The organism is Thioalkalivibrio sp. AKL19 (assembly GCF_000420165.1).
GTDB lineage: Bacteria > Pseudomonadota > Gammaproteobacteria > Ectothiorhodospirales > Ectothiorhodospiraceae > Thioalkalivibrio.
Genome location: NZ_ATUK01000014.1, coordinates 202,910 through 222,801, shown reverse-complemented (window position 1 = coordinate 222,801; position 19,892 = coordinate 202,910). Strand labels below are relative to the sequence as shown.

Here is a 19,892-nt window from a genome sequence, read left to right as displayed (position 1 = left end):
GTCGGGTTCAGTGTAGCGCGGCGGACGGGGTGTGCGGCTACTGCGATGCCGAGCGCCCGCCGTCCACCGGAATCACCTGTCCGGTGATGTAGGGCGCGTCCAGGAGCAGGAAGCGTACGGTACGCGCGATGTCCTCCGGGCTGCCCTCGCGTTTGAGCGCGGTGCGTTCGATCATCGCCTCGTGGGTGCCGGTGTTTTTCGCGTCCTCGGGGGCGAGGATCGCGCCGGGGGCGACGCCATTGACCCGTACGCCCGGTCCCAGTTCGCGGGCGTAGGCCTGGGTCAGGGCCCACAGCCCGGCCTTGGCTGCCGAATACACCGGGTAGCCCTTCAGCGGGCGCAGGGCATGGATGTCGACGATATTGACGACCGCGCCCTGCTGGCGCTGCAACGCCGGGTTGCAGGCCTGGGTGAGGAACGTCGGGCCCTTCAGGTTGGAGCCGATCAGGTCGTCCCAGGCTTGTTGCGTGATCGCGCCCACGGGGGTTGGATAGAACGTCGAGGCGTTGTTGACCAGGAAGTCCAGGCGGCCCCAAGCGCCCTCGGCCTCGCGGGCCAGGCGTTCGATGCCCTCCGGGTCGAGCAGATCGGCCTGCAGCGTGCGGGTGCTGTCGGGGCGCTCCGCGTTCAGCGCGGAGGCGAGCGCCGCGGCGTCCGCGTGTGACCCGCGGTAGTGGATCAGGACCCGCAATCCGGCGGCGTGCAGATGCCGCGCGATGGTGGCGCCGACCCGTCGTGCGGCCCCGGTGACCAGTGCTACCGGGGCCGACCCGGAAGCTGTGTCCATGCTGTTGAATTGTCCCTGCGCCACGTCTGCCCCCGGGTTGGTACCATGCGTCGCCATGATGCCGCCGAAACCTAGCACAAACACCGCGGGCGATCCGGTTGCCCGGGAGATCGCCGCGCGCCTGCGCGTTCACCTGCAAGAGAGTGTCGCCGCGGGCGCGGGGTTCCTTCCGTTCGTCGATTACATGCAGGCGGCGCTGTACGCGCCGGGGCTGGGCTATTACGTGAACGGTGCCCACAAGCTGGGTGAAGGCGGGGACTTCGTCACGGCGCCAGAGCTCTCGCCACTGTTCGGCGAGACCCTGGCCTCCTGGCTGGCTCCGGTCCTGCGCGACGACCTTGGTGGTCGCGGAACCCTGCTGGAGTTCGGCGCCGGCAGTGGGCGCCTGGCGGGGGATGTGATCACGACCCTGCGCGAACTGGGGGTCGACTGGGAGCGTTACTGGATCATAGAGGTCAGCCCGGACCTGCGGGCCCGGCAGCAGGCCTTTCTCGAGGCCACCCTGGAGCCGGCGGAGTACCGGCGTGTCGCGTGGCTGGACTCCCTCCCCGAGACTCCCCTGCGCGGTGTGGTGCTCGCCAACGAGGTGCTGGATGCCCTGCCCGTGGAGCTCTTCCGCTGGCGCGACGGCCACGTTTGGCAGGTCGGGGTCACGACGAGCGCCGACGGCGGGCTGACCCTGGCCGAGCGCGAGGCGCCGCCCGCGCTTGCCGGGCCGGTGACGCGGCTGGCGGCCGAATGCGGTCCCTGGCCCGAGGGCTACCTCTCCGAGTGGCGCCCGGCGCAGGCGGCGTGGGTGACCGCGCTGGCCGATGTCCTCGAGCAGGGGGTGGCCATGCTCGTGGATTATGGCTTCCCTCGTCGTGCCTACTACGCGCCGGAGCGTCACCAAGGCACCCTGGTCGGCTATTACCGTCAGCAGATGATCCAGGATCCGCTGGCCCACCCGGGCCTGATGGACCTGACCGCCAGCGTGGACTTCACCGGGGTGGCCGAGGCCGCGGATGCCGCGGGCCTCGATGTGCTGGCCTACGCCGGGCAGGGCGAATTCCTGCTGGGGGCCGGGTTGCCGCAGCGTTTCGAGGCGCGGGTGGGGAGCGGTGAGGATGCCCGCCTGACCATGCAGGCGGCGCAGGCCGTGCGCATGCTGACCCTGCCGGGCGAGATGGGCGAGCGTTTCCAGGTCATGGCCCTGGGTCGCGGTTGTGCGCACCTGCCGCTGGACGGGATTCCGGATCGCCGGGGGCGCCTGTGATGTCCGCACCCGGTCTTATGGCGCAGTGGATCCGGGGCTGTTTGGTGCGTTCCCCGAAACCGGGCATGCTGGCGTCATGAAAGTACTGGGTATCGAGACCTCCTGTGACGAGACGGGCGTGGCGCTGATCGACGCCGAGCAGGGCCTGCTGGCCCATCGGTTGTACAGCCAGACGGATCTGCACGCGGTCTACGGTGGCGTGGTGCCGGAGCTGGCGTCGCGCGACCACATCCGGCGACTCCTTCCGCTAGTGCGCACGGTACTGGAGGAGGCGGGCGTGGAAGGGCACGACCTGGATGCGGTTGCCTATACCGGCGGACCGGGGCTCCTGGGGGCGCTGCTGACCGGGGCCTCGGTGGCGCGTGCCCTGGCCTGGGGCTGGGGCATCCCGGCGCTGGCGGTTCATCACCTGGAGGGGCATCTGCTGGCACCGTTCCTGGAGGACACCGGACTCGATTTCCCGTTCCTGGTGTTGCAGGTCTCCGGCGGGCACACCCAGTTGATCCATGCGCGGGCCCTGGGCGACTACGACCTGGTTGGCGAGAGCATCGACGACGCCGCCGGCGAGGCCTTTGACAAGACGGCCAAGCTGTTGGGGCTGGGCTATCCGGGTGGTCCGGCGCTGGCGCGTCTGGCCGAGCGCGGCGCGCCGGATGCCCTGCGTCTGCCGCGCCCGATGCTCGACCGCCCGGGGCTGGACATGAGTTTTTCCGGCCTGAAGACCGCGGTACTGACCGCGCTGAAAAAGCAGGCCTACCGCCCGGAAGATGTTGCCCGCGCCTTCGAGGAGGCGGTGACCGACACGCTGGTGGAAAAGACCCGGCGCGGCCTGGAGCAGACCGGGGCCCCGGCGCTGGTGGTCGCCGGCGGCGTGGCAGCCAACACCACATTGCGCGCCGGGCTCAAGGCCATGGCGCAGCGTCAGGGGGTCCCGGTGTACTTCCCGCGCCCGGAGTTCTGCACCGACAACGGCGCGATGATCGCGCTGGCCGGACTGCGACGGCTGCAGGCCGGGGCGTGCGCGGATACCGGGGCGCCGGTGGTGGCGGCGCGGGCGCGCTGGCCGCTGTCCGAACTGGGACCGCCAGCCCCGGCTTGAAGCGGCACGCGAGCCGGCTTGCAAATTTTCAGACCTGTCCGCAGGCCTGCAGGTTTCAGTCGGAGGAGTTTTCCTGCGAGGGCCGCGAGGCCTTGTCTTTCTGGCCGATTCGGGATTCCTCGCCGCGCATCAGGCGGCGGATGTTGCTGTCGTGGCGGATGAACAGGGTCACGCTCATCAGGGCTACCGCGGCACTGAGCCAGTGGTCCATGCCCAGAAGGACCATGTACACCGGGGCCATACCCGCGGCCACCAGGGCAGCCAGGGACGAGTAGCGCCAGACGGCGGCGACGACGAGCCAGGTCAGCAGAACCAGCCCGCCGACCAGCGGGCTGATCGCGAGCATCACGCCGAGCGCGGTGGCCACGCCCTTGCCGCCCTGGAATCGGTAGTAGACCGGAAAGACGTGCCCGAGGAAGGCGGCCAGGCCGATGAGGCCGATCGCCCAGCCGGGGAACAGGTCCAGTTGCAGGGCGACGAACACCGGCAGCCAGCCCTTGCCGACATCCCCGATGAGCGTGATGATGGCCGCCGTCTTGCCGCCCGAGCGCAGTACATTGGTGGCGCCGGGGTTCCTAGAGCCGGTGGTGCGCGGGTCCGGCAGGCGCAGCAGCTTGCTGACCAGAATGGCCGTGGAAAGCGATCCCAGCAGATACGCGATGATGATGCCGATTGTAATTGCCATGAACGGTCAGCCTGCCTGCGCGGATTGGCGAGTGGATGCGAGCGCACATGATACGCAAGCCGGTGGACGCCGTTCAGGGCGCTGACATGCGGGGTGCGGAATCCAGGGCGCGCGCCCCGACGCTGGTGCTGCTGCATGGCTGGGGCTTTTCCGGTTCGGTCTGGGCGCCGCTGCGGGCCGAATTGCCGGCAACGACGCGGGTGCTGGCCCCGGATCTGCCCGGGCACGGGGCCTCGGGCGACGGCGGACGGCTGGCGGAAGCCGAGGACGCCGCCGCGGCGCTGATCGCCGCGTTGCCCGCCGAAATCGAGTACCCCGTCTGGGCCGGATGGTCCCTGGGCGGGCTGGTCGCACTCGCGGCCGCACGGCAATGGCCCGGGCCCCAGGGGCTCATGCTGATTGGTGCGACGCCGCGCTTTCTCCGTGGCGACGACTGGCCGGCTGCTTTGCCACCGGCCGAGCTGGAAGATTTCCGTGCCGCCCTGGAGGGCGACCGTCGTCGGCTGGGACGGCGCCTGGCCATGCTCTGTGCCCGCGGCAGTCCAGACGCGGCCTCGCTGGCTCGCGAACTGGCCGCGCAGCTGCAGGCGGTTCCGGCCTCGCCGGAAGGCCTCGCGGCCGGTCTGGACCTGTTGCGCCGTGCCGACCAGCGCGCCATCTGGGCCGAACTGCGGGCGCCGGCGGCGCTCTGGCTGGAGCCGGAGGACGCGCTGGTGCCCGCGGCGGTGGAGGCCGAGTTGCGTGCTCTGCGGCCCGATTGCCGGGTGGGGCGGGGTATGGCTGGCCATGCGGAGTGGTTGGCCCGGCCGGGGCCACTGGCCGCTTTCGTTTCCGAGTTTCTGGATCACTGCAGTGCAGGGGAGTCCGTATGAGCCGACCCGACAGCTTCGATCTCGACAAGGCGCGGGTCCGCGAGGCCTTCGCGCGGGCGGCGGCCACGTACGAGGAGCATGCGGTCCTGCAGCGCGAGGTGCAGGAGCGGATGCTGGGGCGGCTGGACTGGATCCGGATGGAGCCGGAGCGGGTCGTCGACCTGGGCTGCGGCATCGGCGAGGCCCTGGATCACCTGAGCCGCCGCTACCGCGGGGCGCGCCTGACCGGCGTGGACTTTGCCCCGGAGATGGTGGCCCGGGCGCGACGCCGCGGCCGCTGGCTGCGCCGGCCGCAGGTAGTGTGCGGCGATCTCGAGGCCCTGCCGCTGGCAGAGCGGTCCTTCGATCTGGCGGTCTCCAGCTCGGCCCTGCAGTGGTGCAGCGACCTCGACCAGGCGTTTACCGAGGTCCGCCGCATCCTGCGGCCCGAGGGGCTGTGGATGTTCACCACCTTCGGTCCGGATACCCTGCGCGAGCTGCGCGCGGCCTTCGCGGCGGTGGATGGCGGTGCCGGGGCGCACGTCAACGCGTTCATGGACATGCACGACATCGGCGATGCCCTGGTCCGGGCCGGGTTCGCCGACCCGGTCATGGACCAGGAGGCCCTGACCCTGACCTACCCCGATCTGACCGGACTGATCCGCGATTTGCGCGGGGTCGGGGTGCGCAATGCCCTGTCGGGCCGGTCGTCGGGCCTGTTCGGGCCGCGCCGCCTGGTGGCCGTGGCCGAGGCCTATGCGCGCGAGTTCGGCGTGGAGGGCCGCCTGCCCGCGACCTGGGAGGTGGTGTACGGGCATGCCTGGGTGCCGGATGCGCCGCCGCCGTCGCGTCCGCAGGGCCGCGTGATCCCGGTACAGCCCGTTCATTGATCCAGATCAAGCAATCCGTTGCTCAACCCCTCGCCTGGACGCGCGCGGAGAATGTATTCTTGTCGTCGTCAAAAGTTCCGTCGATCGTGCTCAATATCCGAGTGACACAGGCGGTATTGGTTTTTTGTGGGCCCGGAATGGGGTAGAGTTCACGCCCCCGAACCATCGGGACATCCGTGTTCCCCGCAGCAAGGTGGAAAAGTCATGTCACAAGCAGCCACTACGGCGGGTGCCGCACCCGCAGCGTCAGTCGCGACTTCCGAGCAGTACAACTACGCGATTATCAAGCGGTTTGCCATTGCCGCCGTCCTCTGGGGCGTGTTCGGCATGGCGGCCGGCGTCTGGATCGCCTCGCAGCTGGCGTTCCCGTTCCTGAACTTCGATATCGCGCAGATCACCTTCGGGCGCTTCCGTCCGGTCCACACCACGGCCGTGATCTTCGGTTTCGGGGGTAACGCGCTGTTCGCCACCTCGTACTACGTGGTGCAGCGGACCTGTCAGGCGCGGCTGTGGAGCGACTCCATGGCAAGCTTCACCTTCTACGGGTGGAACCTGGCACTGGTCCTCGGCGTGATCACCTATATGATGGGGATCACCCAGGGCCGCGAGTATGCCGAGTTCAACTGGCAGATCGACCTGATCATCCTGGTGGTCTGGGTGGCCTATTTCATGGTCTTCCTGATGACCCTGCTGCGTCGCAACCAGCCGCACATCTACGTGGCCAACTGGTTCTTCATGTCGTTCATCCTGGCGACCGCGCTGCTGCACGTCTTCAACAACATCCAGGTTCCGGTGGGTCTGTTCCACCCGCATTCCTACTCCATCTTCTCCGGAGTGCAGGATGCGATGACCCAGTGGTGGTATGGCCATAATGCGGTAGGCTTCTTCCTTACCGCGGCCTTCCTCGGGATGATGTACTACTTCGTGCCGAAACAGGCCGGGCGCCCGATCTACTCGTACAAGCTGTCCATCATCCACTTCTGGGCGCTGGTCTTCCTGTACATGTGGGTGGGCGCGCACCACCTGCACTGGACGGCCCTGCCGGACTGGGTCTCCACCCTGGCGGCGACCTTCTCCATCCTGCTGCTGCTGCCCTCCTGGGGCGGGATGATCAACGGGATCATGACCCTGTCGGGCGCCTGGGACAAACTGCGCACCGACCCGATCATGCTGTTCCTGATCACCGCGCTGGCGTTCTACGGCATGTCGACCTTCGAGGGTCCGATGATGTCGCTGAAGAGCGTGAACGCGCTGTCGCACTACACCGACTGGACCGTGGGCCACGTGCATTCCGGTGCCCTGGGCTGGGTGGCGATGATTACCTTCGGCTCCCTGTACCACCTGATGCCGCGGCTGTGGAACGTGAACCTGTACAGCCTGAAGCTGGTGTACGTGCACTTCTTCCTCGCGACCATCGGGATCGTGCTCTACATCACTGCGATGTGGGTCGCCGGTATCGGTCAGGGCCTGATGCTGCGTGCCTTCGACCAGTACGGGAACCTCGCCTACACCTTCACCGAGTCGGTGGTGTTCCTGCACAAGCCGTACGTTGTGCGCGCCATTGGTGGCGGGTTCTTCCTCGCCGGCATGCTGATCATGGCGTTCAACATCGCGATGACCGTTCGCACGGGCATCAAGGCCGAGGCCCGCGAGGCCCAGGCCGCGTCCGCCGAAGCCCGCACGGCCTGATTAGGGAGAGAATAGATCCATGAAGCATGAAAGCGTTGAAACCAATGCCGGCCTGCTGATCATCCTCACCCTTGCGGTGATCAGCGTCGGCGGCCTGGTCGAGATCGTGCCGCTGTTCTACATCGACGACACGATCGAGGAAGTGGACGGCGTTCGCCCGTACACCCCGCTGGAACAGCGCGGGCGTGACATCTACGTCCGCGAGGGCTGCTACACCTGTCACTCGCAGATGGTGCGTCCGTTCCGTGACGAAATGCTGCGCTACGGCCACTACTCGCTGGCGGCCGAATCGCAGTACGACCATCCGTTCCAGTGGGGCTCCAAGCGCACCGGACCCGACCTGGCTCGCGTGGGGGGCAAGTACTCCAACGAATGGCAGGTCCAGCACCTCATTGATCCGCAGTCGCTGGTGCCGGAGTCGATCATGCCGGGCTACCCCTGGCTGGCCGAGACCCCGCTTGACTACTCCGACATCGACCGCCGGATGATCGCGCTGAAGCGCGTGGGTGTGCCGTACTCGCTCACCGACGAGGAATACGAGGCCAACGTCGAGAAGTTCGGCGAGGAACACGCCCGGATGTTCGACATCCGCGACGCCGAGGACAACCTGATTGCCCAGGCGCAGGCTGAAAACTTCGACGGCAACCCCGGGACGATCACCGAGATGGACGCCATCGTGGCCTATCTCCAGGTCCTCGGGACCATGGTCGACTTCAGTGAATACGACGACGGGCACTTTGCCGAATTCCGGTAAGGAGGAGCGGGCGCAAGCATGATGGGACTGTGGGAGTGGATCACCGACATGGGCAACAGCAAGATCGTCGCGCTGTTGCTGTTCATGGGCACCTTTATCGGGGTCGTGATCTTCCTGTTTTCCAATCGTCGGCGCGCCCAGAAGTTCGAGACGTATCGCTACATTCCTCTGGACGACGATGATTCACACCGGGAGCCCGTGGCCCGGCGTGACAAAACCAAGAGTGACGAGCAATGAGCACACAGGACAACCGTGAAAAGGACCCGAACCAGGTCGAGACCACTGGGCACGTCTGGGACGGTAACCTTCAGGAATACAACAACCCGCTCCCGCGCTGGTGGCTGTGGGGCTTCTACGCCACGATCGTATTCGCGGTGGTGTACTGGCTGATCTACCCCGCATGGCCGATCGGCGACACCTTCACCAAGGGCTTCAATACCATCACCTTCGAGCAGGGCGGTGAAGAGCGGACGATGCACTGGAATACCCGTGCGTTGCTCGCCAAGGACATGCAGACCGGCACCTACGCGGTGCGTCAGCGTGAAATGCTGGAGCAGGTGGCCGCCCAGGACTACGAAACGATCCTGGCCGACGCCGAGAGCATGAGCTTCGTCAACGCCTACGCCCAGGGCTCGTTCGGCACCTGGTGTGCCGCGTGCCATCAGGTCGGTGGCGCGGGGGTGGTCGGTCAGTACCCGAACCTGCGCAATGACCACTGGAAGTGGGGCGGTACCGTGGAGCAGATTGAGGAAACCCTGCACCAGGGTCGTCTGGGCTACATGCCTGGCTACCGCGACACCCTGAACAGCGATCAGCTGAACCAGGTTGCCGCTTACGTGCTGTCGCTGAACGACTACACCGTCGATCAGGACGACGCCGATGCCGGCGCCCGGATCTTCACCGGCTCGGACGGCGGCTGCTTCCAGTGCCACGGCATGGATGCACAGGGGCTGACCTCGCAAGGTGCGCCCAATCTGACCAATGATCTCTGGGGTCTGATCGACGTGCGTGGCGCAGAAAGCGACAGCGAGCGCCAGCGCCTGGTCGCCAACTTCATTCGGGATGGCGCCCAGCGCGAGATGCCCGCTTTCGCGGATCGTTTGTCGGACGCGGAGATCAAGATGCTTACCGCCTACGTTCACTCCCTCGGCGGGGGTCAGTAGCCTGGCGCTGGATCATCTGTCGACCGCCGGGGCTGGCGGTCGACAGAACCGCTTTTCCACAGGGGTGCCCGCCGGGTTTCTTGACGCCCGAGGGCACCCCTGTTTGTTTGGCTTGAAGAGTACCCGCGGGTAGCTCGGCGATGCCGCCGGCGCCCCTCTGCCGGATAGCCTCCGGGAGGATTCGATGTCCCAGGCCCAGCCGTTGTACGAAGCGCGTATCCCGATCCATCCGCGATCGGTCAAGGGCCGTTTCCGTAACCTCAAGACCGGGATCCTCCTGGTGGCCTACGGTGTGTTCTTCGGACTGCCGTGGATACGCTGGGAGCGGGAGTACGGGCCCAACCAGGCTGTGCTCTTCGATATTCCGGGCCGCCAGTTTCACATCTTCGACCTGGTGGTCTATCCCCAGGATATCTTCTGGTTGGCGGGGTTCCTGGTGCTGGCCGCCTTGCTCCTGTTCTTCGTCACCGGTGTGGCGGGGCGTGTGTTTTGTGGCTATTTTTGCTTCCAGACGCTGTGGACCGATGTCTTCATGTGGCTGGAGCGCAAGATCCAGGGCGAGCGGCCCGCGCGGCTGCGCCTGGCCAAGCAGCCGTGGAACGGCGAAAAGCTCATCAAGTACGGGCTGACCCACGCTTCCTGGCTGGTGGTCGCGTTCGCGACCGGGCTGGGTTTCGTCCTCTACTGGGGTAACGCGCCGTCCATCGTGGCCGACTTCTTCACCGGGCAGGCGGTCTACGCCGCCTATGTCACTGCCGGAATCCTCACGGCCACTACCTATACCTTCGCCGGCCTGGCGCGCGAGCAGGTCTGCACCTTCATGTGCCCCTATGCGCGCTTCCAGAGCGTGATGTTCGACCGCGACACGATGATCGTGTCCTACGACGAGGCGCGGGGCGAAGGCACGGCTGGCCGGGCGAAAGTCACGGCCGGCCTGAAGACCCGCGAGGAGCGCCAGGCGGCCGGCGTGGGCGACTGCATCGACTGCGGGTACTGCGTCCAGGTCTGTCCGACCGGGATCGATATCCGCGACGGGCTGCAGTTCCAGTGCATCCACTGTGCGCTTTGCATCGATGCGTGCAATACCATCATGGACAAGCAGGGCTGGCCGCGCGGGCTGATTGGCTACACCTCGGAACGCGAGCAGGAGGGGGGGGAGACCCGTGTCCTGAGGGGCAAGACCCTTGGCTACGGGGCCGCGGTCGTCATCGTGATCGTGGCGCTGGCAGCCAGCATCCTCGGCCGCCCCCCGGTCGATGCCAACGTCAACCAGGTGCGTCAGCCCCTGTACGTTCAGATGTCCGATGGGCGGATCCAGAACGGCTACGAGATCCGCCTGAACAACACCGCCGACCGCGAGCTGGACTTCGAGATCGGGCTCGCGGGACTCGAGGGCGCCGAGCTCGATCTCGGCCAGGTGGAGCGCATTCGCCTGGAGCCCGGGGAGCGACTGACCGTGGTCGCCCGGGTGCGCCACGAGGTACCCGCGGGGGCGCCGTCGCCACAGCCTTTCCGGTTTGTCATCACGGACCGCGAGGGACATATCGAACCGCTCGAGGTGACCTCGCAGTTCAGTCATCGATAGCCGCCCTCCGCCGCGAGCGGCGGACGGGCGAGAAACAGTAATCCGGCTGCCGGAAATCGCGCAGCTCAACGCAAGCGCCTAGCTTGCGACAACGCAGGAAACGAAGAAACCGTCATGAGCAATCTCGTCATTACCCTCGGCGTCGGCAGTGCGGCCCTGGCCTTCCTGTTTGCCCTGATCTATCGCTTCACGCGGTTGAAGGCCTACAGCACCGCAGCGGTGGTGGTCGCGATCATGCTGTTCCTGTTTATCCCCTATTCGATCCTCACCTGGCAGGGGGCGGATGTATTCGCCATCCATCTTGCGCTGTACATCATCGTGCCCTATGGCCTGGGGATCGTCTTCACCCAGAAAGAGGCCGAGGCCGAGAACGGTGGCAAGGCCAAGATGGGCCGCTTGCACTGGGCGCCGCTGGTACTCGTCGGGTTCTTCACCATCGTTGCGTCCGTTCAAGCCGTTTTGATCACGCTGGCCCATAACGGCATGCCGCAGCAGTTCATCGGCTCGATCCTGCCCGAACCCGAGAACCGGGCGGAGCAGGTAACCTCGGCCTTCCCGGGGACCGTGGCCGGCATGGAAAGTCGCAAGCAGGCGCTGGCGGTGCACCGAGTGTCCGAGCTTCAGGCCCAGCGCGAAAAGGGCTGGCAGGTCCGCCAGGGCTGGGTGGAGCGTCCCACCGAGGGCGAGACCGCCACCCTCCAGGTCGAGGTCCGCGATGCCGACGGCGTGCCGATCGACGACGCCAGCATCCGCGGCCTGTTCATGTGGCTTGCCGACGAGCGCCGCGACCAGGGCTTCGAGATGCAGCACATGGGGGATGGCCTGTACCAGGTCGAGGTCGCATTGTCGGCCCCGGGCCGCTGGGACTTGCGTTTCCAGGTACAGCGCGACGGGCAGTTGCTGGAGCAGCAGGCCCGGACCCGCGTGCGTAGCGCCCAGTCCGGCTAGATCTCTCCGCCTTCGCCGTGGCGCTCGCGTCCGATTCGCAGGGCCCGGCATCGTCCGCGGCCCCTACCCGTTGTTTCCACTGCGGGCTGGATGTGCCCGACGGCGCCTGCTATCCCGTCGCCTTCGAAGGCCGGGAGGAACCCACCTGCTGCCCCGGCTGCCAGGCCGTGGCCGGTGCGATTATCGAACGCGGCCTGGGCGCCTATTACCATCACCGTGATGCGCCACCGGCGGAAAGCGGCAGTCCCCTGATTCCCGAAGAGCTCCGCGAGCTCGAGCTGTTCGACCACCCCGGTGTGCAGCAGCAGTTCGTGGCGTCCGCGGGTGATGGTGGCAACCGGCGCGAAGCCGCCCTGATGCTCGAGGGCATCACCTGTGCAGCCTGCGTCTGGCTCAACGAACGCCATGTCCAGGCGCTGCCGGGCGTGGAGAGCTTCCGCGTCAACTACTCCACTCATCGCGCGCAGGTGGTGTGGGATCCTGAGCGGATTGCCCTGTCGGACATCCTCAAGGCGATCCGCGACATCGGCTATCACGCCCATCCCTACGACCCCGGAACCCGGGAACAGGCGATCGCACGCGAACGCGGGCTGGCCCTGCGCCGCATCGCCGTGGCCGCGCTGGGAATGATGCAGGTGATGATGCTGGCCGTGGCCCTCTGGCTGGGCGCGGAGGACACCGAACATGAGGATCTGCTCCAGTTTATGCGCTGGGTCGCGGCGGCCCTGACCACCCCGGTGGTGCTGTATTCCGCGATCCCGTTCTACCAGAGCGCCTGGCGCGACCTGCGCCACTGGCAGCTCGGCATGGATGTACCCGTAAGCCTGGCCATCATCGTCACCTACCTGGCCAGCCTCTACGCGGTGATCCTCGGGACCGGGGAGCACGTCTATTTCGAGTCGGTCGTGATGTTCGTCTTCTTCCTGCTCACCAGTCGCTACCTGGAGCTGATCGCGCGCCAGCGCGCCAGCCATGCCATCGACCGCCTGGACCGGCTGGTCCCGGCCATCGCCAACCGCGAGGGCGCGGACGGCCAGGTGGAGGCGGTCCCGGTTGGTGAGCTGGTCCCGGGCGATCGGGTGCGCGTGCGCCCCGGCGAGACCATTCCCATGGACGGCGTGGTGTGCACGGGCGAGTCCACCGTTAACCGGGCCCTGCTGACCGGGGAGCCCGAGCCGCACCCGGCCCGACCCGGCGATGCGGTGACCGGCGGGACCGTGAATGTCGACGGCCCCTTGATGATCGAGGTCCGGCGGGTCGGAGCGGAGACCACCCTGGCGGCCATTCAGCGCTTGCTCGACCGCGCCCAGACCGAAAAGCCGCGCATGGCCCGGATCGCCGAGGCCGGCACGGGCTGGTTCGTGGGCACCGTCCTGGTCCTGACCGCGTTGGCCGGCCTGGTCTGGTACGCCTGGATCGATCCCGCGCGCGCGTTGTGGGTCATGGTTGCGATGCTGGTGGCTACCTGCCCCTGCGCCCTGGCGCTTGCCACGCCGGTGGCGCTGACCGCCACCACCGGCGCGTTGTCGCGCCTCGGCCTCCTGGTGACTCGCGGAAGCGCCCTGGAGACAATGCCGCGCGTCGACCTGGTGTGCCTCGACAAGACCGGAACGCTGACGATCGGCATGCCGCGCCTGGTCGCGCGGACGGACCTGCGGGCCGCGCCCGCGGGCAGTGACTGGCTGCACTGGGCGGCTGCCCTGGAGGCCCACTCCGAACACCCCGTGGCGCGTGCCCTGGTCGAGCCGGCCGGGACCCCGGCGTTGACCGCCAGTGAAATCCGCAATATCCCCGGCCAGGGCCTCCAGGGACGCATTGGGACGCATCGTGTCGCGATTGGTGGTGCTTCCATGCTTCCGTCCGGTGGGGCGCCGAGCCCGCAGCCCCCCGCCGATCATCCCCTCGCCACCCCCGTCTGGCTGATCGTCGACGACCAGCCAGTCGCACGGTTCTGGCTGGCCGATACCCCGCGTCCGGAGGCGCGGCATGTCATACAGGACCTGCGTGCGCGCGGCCTGGAGGTGGTTCTGCTGACCGGCGACCGGCCCGAGGCCGCGCGGGCGTTCGCCGCGCAAATGGACATCTCGGCCGCCGAGGGTGGCATGAGCCCGGAGGACAAGCTCGCCTATGTGCGGGCCCGTCAGGCCGAGGGTCGGGTCGTGCTGATGGCCGGCGAGGGTATCAACGATGCCCCGGTACTCGCCGGCGCCGACGTCTCGCTGGCAATGGGTGGCGGCACCCAGCTGGCTCAGACACAGGCGGACCTGGTCCTGTTGTCGGATCGGCTGGAGCATCTGCCGCAGGCGCTGGACCAGGCTCGCCACACCCGGCGCGTGATCCGTCAGAACATTGCCTGGGCGATCGGCTACAACGTGGTGGCGCTGCCGGTGGCGGCGTCCGGGCTGCTGACCCCCTGGCTGGCCGCGCTGGGCATGTCGCTCAGCTCGTTGCTGGTCGTCGGCAATGCCCTGCGGCTGCGCCCTGCGCGGGGGGTTGAGGAGCGGCCGTCCGAATCCCGGTCCGAAGCGCTCGCGCGCGGCCGGCCATCGGGTGCGCCCCCGGTTTAAGCCCGCCCCGCGGCTGGGTACACTGGGGGCATGACCATCCTGTACCTGCTGATTCCGCTGGCGATGCTGTTTGCCCTGGTGGTGGGTCTGGTGCTGTTCTGGGCCATCCGCTCGGGGCAGTACGATGACCTCCAGGGCCCGGCCCATCGCATCCTGATGGATGACGACGACCCGCGCATCCCGACCGGTTCGGATGATCATCCGCCGGACCGGGATGAGGATGCCCCGCGCGGGCCGGACAATCCCGAGCGCTGACGTGGGTCGCACTTGCGCCTCGGCGCGGCGCGGCTTACCCTTCGCCTGTTCTGGTTGGAAAATTCCGAGGATTGCGAGATGCGCGAATGGTTTAGCTTTGACAACTTTCCGCTGACCTTCACGGTCGGCCTGATCATCTGGTCCTGGATCAGCTTTTTCTCGGTGATCCTGTTCGGTTGACCGGAAACGAACCCAGCCGGGATCGCGGGGCAGGGCCCCGGTGCACCCGGCAACAAAAAGGCCCCGGCGTATGCCGGGGCCTTTTTCGTTCGGGCGATTCCGTTTCCGGCGCCAGACCCGGTCGTCAGTCGTCGAAGGCTGCCCGGATGCGTTTGATCGCGTTGTTCTCGATCTGGCGGATCCGTTCGGCCGAGACGCCGTATTCCGCGGCCAGCTCGTGCAGCGTGGCCTTCTGGTCCGCCATGTAGCGGCGCATCAGGATGGTGCGGGCGCGCTCGTCGAGTTCGCCCAGGGTCTGGCTCAGGCGTTCCTGGTAGTGGCGGTCCCAGTCCTCGTCCTCGGTCACGTGCGCCGGGTCGTCACTCAGGTCCTCCAGGCTCAGGCGCTCGGACGGGGACTGGTAGCCCTCGTCGTCGGCCTCCGGGCCCGGGTCGAAGCTCGCATCCTGGCTCGACAGGCGACGTTCCATCTCCCAGACGTCCTTCTCCGAGACACCCAGGTCCTGCGCGACGGCGGAGACCTCGGCGTTCGACAGCCAGCCCAGGCGCTGTTTGGCGCTGCGCAGGTTGAAGAACAGCTTGCGCTGGGCCTTCGTGGTCGCGACCTTCACGATGCGCCAGTTGCGCAGGATGAATTCGTGGATCTCGGCGCGGATCCAGTGCACCGCGAAGGACACCAGGCGCACGCCCTGATTCGGATCAAAGCGGCGCACGGCCTTCATCAGGCCCACGTTGCCCTCCTGGATCAGGTCACCCAGCGGCAGGCCATAACCCTGGTAGCCGCGCGCGACGTGGATCACGAAGCGCAGGTTATGCAGGATCAGCTGGCGCGCGGCGTCCAGGTCCTGGCGCTCGTGCAGCGCCACGGCCAGTTCGCGTTCCTGTTCGACGTCCAGTACCTCGATGCGGCCAACGGCCTGCATGTAGTGATCGAGGTCGCCCACCGGTACGGGCATGTCGATGCGCGGGGTGGTCAGGGCTTGGGTCATGCGTGGTGATACCTCCGGGTTCATTACTCTAGATTAGCAGTCTGTGGATAAGAGTGCTAAACCCTGCAAAAGTTCCGGCCGTTTTTGCCAGCCCGAGCCTCCTTACGGCGCATCGCGCAGGGCATGGCCGCTGCCCAGCCGCGCCCCCAGCCAGCCAAGGAGGAGCCCGGCCAGCAGCAGGGTCAGGAGGTGGCTGGCCCCGGGGAGTCCGAGCGCGAATTCGAGATCGAAGGCCGCGGCGGCCTGTTCCAGGGGCGCCCGGCTCAGCCCGATCCCGATCAGCAGCAGGATGCCGGCGAAGATCCCGCCGCCAAGGCCGGTGATCAGGCCCCCGTAGAGGGAAGGCCGGCGCAGGAAACGGTGGGTGGCCCCGCTGATGCGCGAGATCGCGATTTCCTCCCGGCGCTCGCGCAGCTCCGAGGCGGTCGCCAGGGCCAGGATCAGCAGTGCTCCCAGGCCCAGCAACGCGCCGACCACCGCCAGGATGCGCAGCCCCAGTTGATGCAGGCTGTTCAGTTGGCGGACCCACTCGTCGTCGCTGACTACGGTCGCGTCCGGGGCGGTCGCCGCGAGCGCCTCGCGCAGCGCCGCCACCGTGTCCGGGTCGGCCGTGGCGGGCACGACGTCGACCACGTCCGGCAGCGGGTTCTCGTCCAGCCAGTCCAGCAGGCCCGGATCGCTCATTCCCTCGCGGTAGGTGGCCAGGGCGTCATCCGCATCGATCCAGGTCCAGCGTTCCACCCGCGCATCGGTCTCCAGGTGGCGTTCCAGATCCGCAACCGTGGCCGCCTCCACGCCGTCGAGGTAGAGGGCGATGCGCGGGTCGTGGTCCACGTGGGCGGACAGGGCGCGGGCGTTGTCCAGCAGGACCCAGAGGTAGGCCGGCAGGGCGAGGATAAAGCCCAGCACGGCGATGCTGATCAGGCTCAGGACCGGGGCCTGCATGCGCCGCTGGAGGCTGCGCCGGCCGGCATCCCGGTGGGCCTCCAGCCAGGCCGGGACGACATCCAGCATGCGCCGCGCGGGCTTCATGCCGTGCCCTCGCCGGCCGCCCGCGCTTCGACGCGCCCGTCCTCCAGGTGCAGGACCGGCTTGCCCATCCGCTCGACCAGCCCGAGGTCATGGCTGGCGATCAGGGCGGTCATGCCGACCCGGTTGAAGTCGTCGAACAGTTGCAGGATCTCGCGCGACAGCGCCGGGTCGAGGTTCCCGGTGGGCTCGTCCGCCAGCAGCAGCACCGGGCGATGGACGATGGCGCGGGCAATCCCGACGCGCTGTTGCTCCCCCGCGGACAGGGTGCGCGGGTTGACCGTCTCCTTGTGCAGCAGGCCCACCTTGTCCAGTGCGGCGCGCACGCGCTTGCGCATTTCCGGGCGGCGGTAGGCGAGAATTTCCAGCGGCAGGGCGACGTTGTCGAACACCGGGCGGTCGAACAGCAGGCGGTGGTCCTGGAACACCAGCCCGATGCTGCGGCGAAACCCGGGGATGGCGCGGTTGGAGAGCCGGTCGAGGTCGTGGCCGTTGACGCGGATGCGGCCGCGGGTGGGGCGTTCCAGCCCGGCGATCAGGCGCAGCAGCGTGCTCTTTCCGGCGCCCGAGGGGCCGGTGATGAAGGCCATCGCGCCCGGGTCGACGCGCAGGCTGACGTTGCTGAGCGCCTCTCCCGCGCTGCCGAACCGCTTGGTGACGCGTTGCAGGTGGATCATCCGGAACGTGTCAGTCGCTGTCGCGGCCGAGCAGGGCGCGGACGAAGGCGCGGGCATCGAATACCTGCAGGTCCTCGGCCTTCTCCCCGACCCCGATGAAGCGCACCGGCACCCCCAGCTGTTCGGCCAGCGCGAACAACACGCCGCCCTTGGCCGTGCCGTCCAGCTTGGTGACCACGATCCCGGTCAGGCCCAGGGCCTCGTGGAACTGGCGTGCCTGGTTCAGGGCGTTCTGCCCGGTCCCGCCGTCCACCACCAGCAGGACCTCGTCCGGGGCCTGCTCGTCCAGCCGCCCCATCACGCGCTTCACCTTGCGCACCTCGTCCATCAGGTTGGTCTGGGTGTGCAGACGCCCCGCGGTGTCGGCGATCATCACCTCGATGCCGCGCGCCTGTGCCGCCTGCAGCCCGTCGTACACCACCGACGCGGAATCGGCTCCGGTGCCCTGGGCAATCACCGGTGCGCCGTTGCGCTCGCCCCAGGTCTGCAGCTGCTCCACCGCCGCGGCGCGGAAGGTGTCGCCGGCCGCCAGCAGCACCGAGCGGCCATCCGCCTGCAGGTGATGGGCCAGCTTGCCGATAGTGGTGGTCTTGCCGGCGCCGTTGATGCCGACCACGAGGATGGAAAAGGGGCGTTCGGCCTCCGGGATTTCCAGGGGGCGCGAGACCGGTTCGAGGATCTCGATCATGGCCGCCTCCAGGGCGTCCATCAGGGCCTCGGCGTCGTCCAGTTGTCCGCGTTTTACCTCGCGGGTGATACGATCGATGATCTGCTGGGTCGCATCCAGGCCCACGTCTGCAAGGAGCAGGCGCTCCTCGAGTTCCTCGAACAGTTCGTCGTCGATCTTGCGCCGGAACAGCGTACCCAGGTCCCCGCCCAGGGCCTGCCCGGTCTTGGCCAGGCCCTTGCGCAGGCGCTGGAACCAGCCGCCGCGGGTGGGCTTCTCCGGCTCGCTGCCGGGTGCCTCCGGATCGGGGGTGGCGGGGTCTTCGGACTTCTTCTTGCGGAAACCGAACATGCTCGATGTGGTCAAGTAGAGAGTTCGCCAATGCTAGCACGAGGATTCATGAATCATGCGCGGTAAAAACCTGGTAACAGTGCTCGTCACGGCGCTTGCGCTGGCCTGGCCCGTCGTGGTCCCGGCCTCGGCGCCCGAAATCGAATCGGACGTGGTCGAGGCCACCTTGGACAACGGCCTGACGGTGCTGGTGCTGGAGGACCGGCGTGCCCCGGTAGTAGCCAATATGGTCTGGTACCGGGTCGGTTCGGCCGACGAGCACAGCGGTGTCACCGGTATCTCGCACATGCTGGAGCACATGATGTTCCGCGGGAGCGAGCAGTACGAGCCCGGCGAATTCTCGCGCATCGTCTCGCGTCTGGGCGGGCGCGAGAACGCCTTTACCGGGCGCGACTACACCGGCTATTTCCAGGTGATCGGGCGCGATCACTGGGAGACGGTGATGGCGATGGAGGCGGAACGCATGCAGCACCTCAAGCTGCAGGAAGACGAGTTCCGGCCGGAGCTGAACGTGGTCAGGGAGGAGCGCCGCCTGCGGGTCGAGGACCAGCCGAACTCCCTGCTGCGCGAACAGCTGATGGCCACGGCCTTCTTCAACCATCCCTACGGTAATCCGGTGATCGGCTGGATGAGCGACATCGAGGCCTACACCCTGGAAGACAACCAGGCGTGGTACGACCGTTACTATCACCCGAACAACGCGGTGGTCGTGGTGGTCGGCGACGTGGATGCCGAGCGAGTGATCGACGCGGCCCGCGAGCACTTCGGCGAGATCCCGGCCGGGGATCTCCCCGAGGCGAAGCCGCGTACCGAGACCCCGCAGAAGGGCGAGCGCCGCATTACCGTGGAGGCGCCCGCCGAACTGCCCTACCTGATGATGGGCTGGAAGACGCCCGTGCTGAACACCGTGGACGACCCGATGGATGCCTACGCCCTGATGGTGGCGGCCGGGATTCTGGATTCCGGCGAGGCCTCGCGCTTCGCCCGCGAGATTGTGCGCGGCGCCGAGCTGGCCGGCGCAACCGCGGCCCGCTACAGCCCGTTCAGCCGGCTGGATGACCTGTTCCTGGTCGCCGCGGTCCCCACGGCGGATACCGACGTGGAGACCCTGGAGGCCGCGCTGCTGGAGCAGGTGGAGCGCCTGAAGGACGAGCCGGTCAGCGACAGCGAGCTGGAGCGGGTGCAGGCGCGGGTCATTGCCTCCGAGGTCTACCAGCGCGATTCGGTACGCTCGCAGGCCTTCCAGCTGGGCATGCTGCAGACCATCGGGGTCGGCTGGCAGGAGGGCGATCGCTTCGTCGAGCGCGTGCGCGCGGTCACCGCCGAGGACGTGCAGCGCGTGGCCCGCGAATACCTGGTGCCACAGCGGCGCACGGTCGGCGTTCTCGACCCGCAGCCCCTGGATGGCGAGGACCCGCCCGATCCGGGTGCGGTAGAACCCTATGGCGAACCCGCGGGGGGCATGTGATGAC

The 19,892-nt window shown here is 67.7% G+C and carries 19 protein-coding genes; 13 read left to right on the top strand and 6 right to left on the bottom strand.

Translation table 11 applies throughout. The features are described from left to right. Window positions 1–37: 37 nt before the first annotated feature. Complete coding sequence (locus F817_RS0110775; protein ID WP_029681105.1) at window positions 38–787, bottom strand: pteridine reductase; 750 nt, start codon at window positions 785–787, stop codon at window positions 38–40. Between the two features lie 55 nt (window positions 788–842). Here F817_RS0110775 and F817_RS0110770 point away from each other — a divergent pair, with 55 nt between their 5' ends. Continuing rightward, complete coding sequence (locus F817_RS0110770; RefSeq protein WP_029681103.1) at window positions 843–2,042, top strand: class I SAM-dependent methyltransferase; 1,200 nt, start codon at window positions 843–845, stop codon at window positions 2,040–2,042. Between the two features lie 76 nt (window positions 2,043–2,118). After that, window positions 2,119–3,141 (top strand): tRNA (adenosine(37)-N6)-threonylcarbamoyltransferase complex transferase subunit TsaD, encoded by a 1,023-nt coding sequence (gene tsaD / locus F817_RS0110765; RefSeq protein WP_024327660.1) that lies wholly within the window; start codon window positions 2,119–2,121, stop codon window positions 3,139–3,141. A gap of 55 nt (window positions 3,142–3,196) precedes the next feature. On the opposite strand, the gene plsY is transcribed toward tsaD, so the two are convergent. Beyond that, window positions 3,197–3,826 (bottom strand): glycerol-3-phosphate 1-O-acyltransferase PlsY, encoded by a 630-nt coding sequence (plsY, locus tag F817_RS0110760; RefSeq protein WP_024327659.1) that lies wholly within the window; start codon window positions 3,824–3,826, stop codon window positions 3,197–3,199. 47 nt (window positions 3,827–3,873) lie between these two features. Here plsY and F817_RS0110755 point away from each other — a divergent pair, with 47 nt between their 5' ends. The 10 genes from F817_RS0110755 to ccoS all read left to right on the top strand — a co-directional run bounded on the left by F817_RS0110755 (window position 3,874) and on the right by ccoS (window position 14,528). Beyond that, window positions 3,874–4,698: an alpha/beta fold hydrolase gene (locus F817_RS0110755; protein ID WP_024327658.1), complete on the top strand. Its 825-nt coding sequence runs from the start codon at window positions 3,874–3,876 to the stop codon at window positions 4,696–4,698. Beyond that, a complete protein-coding gene (gene bioC, locus F817_RS0110750) occupies window positions 4,695–5,567 on the top strand; it encodes a malonyl-ACP O-methyltransferase BioC (RefSeq protein ID WP_024327657.1) in 873 nt (290 codons plus the stop codon). Before F817_RS0110755 ends, bioC begins: the two co-directional genes overlap by 4 nt. A gap of 204 nt (window positions 5,568–5,771) precedes the next feature. Further along, the gene (ccoN, locus tag F817_RS0110745; RefSeq protein ID WP_042799149.1) at window positions 5,772–7,256 is read left to right on the top strand and encodes a cytochrome-c oxidase, cbb3-type subunit I; all 1,485 of its coding nucleotides are present in this window, start codon (window positions 5,772–5,774) and stop codon (window positions 7,254–7,256) included. Between the two features lie 19 nt (window positions 7,257–7,275). Next, window positions 7,276–8,010 (top strand): cytochrome-c oxidase, cbb3-type subunit II, encoded by a 735-nt coding sequence (ccoO, locus tag F817_RS0110740; RefSeq protein ID WP_024327655.1) that lies wholly within the window; start codon window positions 7,276–7,278, stop codon window positions 8,008–8,010. An 18-nt stretch (window positions 8,011–8,028) separates the two neighbouring features. Then, window positions 8,029–8,247 carry a cbb3-type cytochrome c oxidase subunit 3 gene (locus F817_RS0110735; RefSeq protein WP_017942920.1) on the top strand — a complete coding sequence of 73 codons (219 nt, stop codon included), beginning with the start codon at window positions 8,029–8,031 and terminating at the stop codon, window positions 8,245–8,247. Next, window positions 8,244–9,173, top strand: a complete 930-nt coding sequence (ccoP, locus tag F817_RS0110730) for a cytochrome-c oxidase, cbb3-type subunit III (RefSeq protein ID WP_024327654.1) — start codon at window positions 8,244–8,246, stop codon at window positions 9,171–9,173. Before F817_RS0110735 ends, ccoP begins: the two co-directional genes overlap by 4 nt. 184 nt (window positions 9,174–9,357) lie before the next feature. Further along, window positions 9,358–10,758: a cytochrome c oxidase accessory protein CcoG gene (gene ccoG, locus F817_RS0110725; RefSeq protein WP_024327653.1), complete on the top strand. Its 1,401-nt coding sequence runs from the start codon at window positions 9,358–9,360 to the stop codon at window positions 10,756–10,758. Between the two features lie 114 nt (window positions 10,759–10,872). Further along, window positions 10,873–11,706 carry a FixH family protein gene (locus F817_RS0110720; protein ID WP_024327652.1) on the top strand — a complete coding sequence of 278 codons (834 nt, stop codon included), beginning with the start codon at window positions 10,873–10,875 and terminating at the stop codon, window positions 11,704–11,706. Window positions 11,707–11,723: 17 nt separating this feature from the next. Beyond that, window positions 11,724–14,273, top strand: coding sequence for a heavy metal translocating P-type ATPase (locus F817_RS0110715; protein WP_042799148.1), 2,550 nt, complete (start codon window positions 11,724–11,726; stop codon window positions 14,271–14,273). Window positions 14,274–14,303: 30 nt separating this feature from the next. Continuing rightward, window positions 14,304–14,528, top strand: a complete 225-nt coding sequence (ccoS, locus tag F817_RS0110710) for a cbb3-type cytochrome oxidase assembly protein CcoS (RefSeq protein ID WP_024327650.1) — start codon at window positions 14,304–14,306, stop codon at window positions 14,526–14,528. Between the two features lie 304 nt (window positions 14,529–14,832). On the opposite strand, the gene rpoH is transcribed toward ccoS, so the two are convergent. The 4 genes from rpoH to ftsY all read right to left on the bottom strand — a co-directional run bounded on the left by rpoH (window position 14,833) and on the right by ftsY (window position 18,420). Further along, entirely contained in the window at window positions 14,833–15,696 is an 864-nt protein-coding gene (rpoH, locus tag F817_RS0110700) for an RNA polymerase sigma factor RpoH (RefSeq protein WP_024327649.1), read from the bottom strand. Between the two features lie 102 nt (window positions 15,697–15,798). Then, the gene (locus F817_RS0110695) at window positions 15,799–16,728 is read right to left on the bottom strand and encodes an ABC transporter permease (RefSeq protein ID WP_024327648.1); all 930 of its coding nucleotides are present in this window, start codon (window positions 16,726–16,728) and stop codon (window positions 15,799–15,801) included. After that, the gene (ftsE, locus tag F817_RS0110690) at window positions 16,725–17,402 is read right to left on the bottom strand and encodes a cell division ATP-binding protein FtsE (protein WP_024327647.1); all 678 of its coding nucleotides are present in this window, start codon (window positions 17,400–17,402) and stop codon (window positions 16,725–16,727) included. Before ftsE ends, F817_RS0110695 begins: the two co-directional genes overlap by 4 nt. Window positions 17,403–17,412: 10 nt before the next feature. Then, window positions 17,413–18,420, bottom strand: a complete 1,008-nt coding sequence (gene ftsY, locus F817_RS0110685; RefSeq protein ID WP_024327646.1) for a signal recognition particle-docking protein FtsY — start codon at window positions 18,418–18,420, stop codon at window positions 17,413–17,415. Between the two features lie 55 nt (window positions 18,421–18,475). Here ftsY and F817_RS0110680 point away from each other — a divergent pair, with 55 nt between their 5' ends. Continuing rightward, the gene (locus F817_RS0110680) at window positions 18,476–19,888 is read left to right on the top strand and encodes a pitrilysin family protein (protein ID WP_024327645.1); all 1,413 of its coding nucleotides are present in this window, start codon (window positions 18,476–18,478) and stop codon (window positions 19,886–19,888) included. Window positions 19,889–19,892 lie beyond the last annotated feature (4 nt).

Excerpts from the sequence above, each read along its gene's own strand:
- plsY (WP_024327659.1), bottom strand. The coding sequence starts at position 3,826 with ATGGCAATTACAATCGGCATCATCATCGCGTATCTGCTGGGATCGCTT.
- ccoG (WP_024327653.1), top strand. The coding sequence starts at position 9,358 with ATGTCCCAGGCCCAGCCGTTGTACGAAGCGCGTATCCCGATCCATCCG.
- ftsE (WP_024327647.1), bottom strand. The coding sequence starts at position 17,402 with ATGATCCACCTGCAACGCGTCACCAAGCGGTTCGGCAGCGCGGGAGAG.
- tsaD (WP_024327660.1), top strand. The coding sequence starts at position 2,119 with ATGAAAGTACTGGGTATCGAGACCTCCTGTGACGAGACGGGCGTGGCG.
- ccoP (WP_024327654.1), top strand. The coding sequence starts at position 8,244 with ATGAGCACACAGGACAACCGTGAAAAGGACCCGAACCAGGTCGAGACC.
- F817_RS0110755 (WP_024327658.1), top strand. The coding sequence starts at position 3,874 with ATGATACGCAAGCCGGTGGACGCCGTTCAGGGCGCTGACATGCGGGGT.
- bioC (WP_024327657.1), top strand. The coding sequence starts at position 4,695 with ATGAGCCGACCCGACAGCTTCGATCTCGACAAGGCGCGGGTCCGCGAG.
- ccoO (WP_024327655.1), top strand. The coding sequence starts at position 7,276 with ATGAAGCATGAAAGCGTTGAAACCAATGCCGGCCTGCTGATCATCCTC.
- F817_RS0110695 (WP_024327648.1), bottom strand. The coding sequence starts at position 16,728 with ATGAAGCCCGCGCGGCGCATGCTGGATGTCGTCCCGGCCTGGCTGGAG.
- ccoN (WP_042799149.1), top strand. The coding sequence starts at position 5,772 with ATGTCACAAGCAGCCACTACGGCGGGTGCCGCACCCGCAGCGTCAGTC.
- ccoS (WP_024327650.1), top strand. The coding sequence starts at position 14,304 with ATGACCATCCTGTACCTGCTGATTCCGCTGGCGATGCTGTTTGCCCTG.
- rpoH (WP_024327649.1), bottom strand. The coding sequence starts at position 15,696 with ATGACCCAAGCCCTGACCACCCCGCGCATCGACATGCCCGTACCGGTG.
- ftsY (WP_024327646.1), bottom strand. The coding sequence starts at position 18,420 with ATGTTCGGTTTCCGCAAGAAGAAGTCCGAAGACCCCGCCACCCCCGAT.
- F817_RS0110735 (WP_017942920.1), top strand. The coding sequence starts at position 8,029 with ATGATGGGACTGTGGGAGTGGATCACCGACATGGGCAACAGCAAGATC.
- F817_RS0110775 (WP_029681105.1), bottom strand. The coding sequence starts at position 787 with ATGGACACAGCTTCCGGGTCGGCCCCGGTAGCACTGGTCACCGGGGCC.
- F817_RS0110680 (WP_024327645.1), top strand. The coding sequence starts at position 18,476 with ATGCGCGGTAAAAACCTGGTAACAGTGCTCGTCACGGCGCTTGCGCTG.
- F817_RS0110770 (WP_029681103.1), top strand. The coding sequence starts at position 843 with ATGATGCCGCCGAAACCTAGCACAAACACCGCGGGCGATCCGGTTGCC.
- F817_RS0110720 (WP_024327652.1), top strand. The coding sequence starts at position 10,873 with ATGAGCAATCTCGTCATTACCCTCGGCGTCGGCAGTGCGGCCCTGGCC.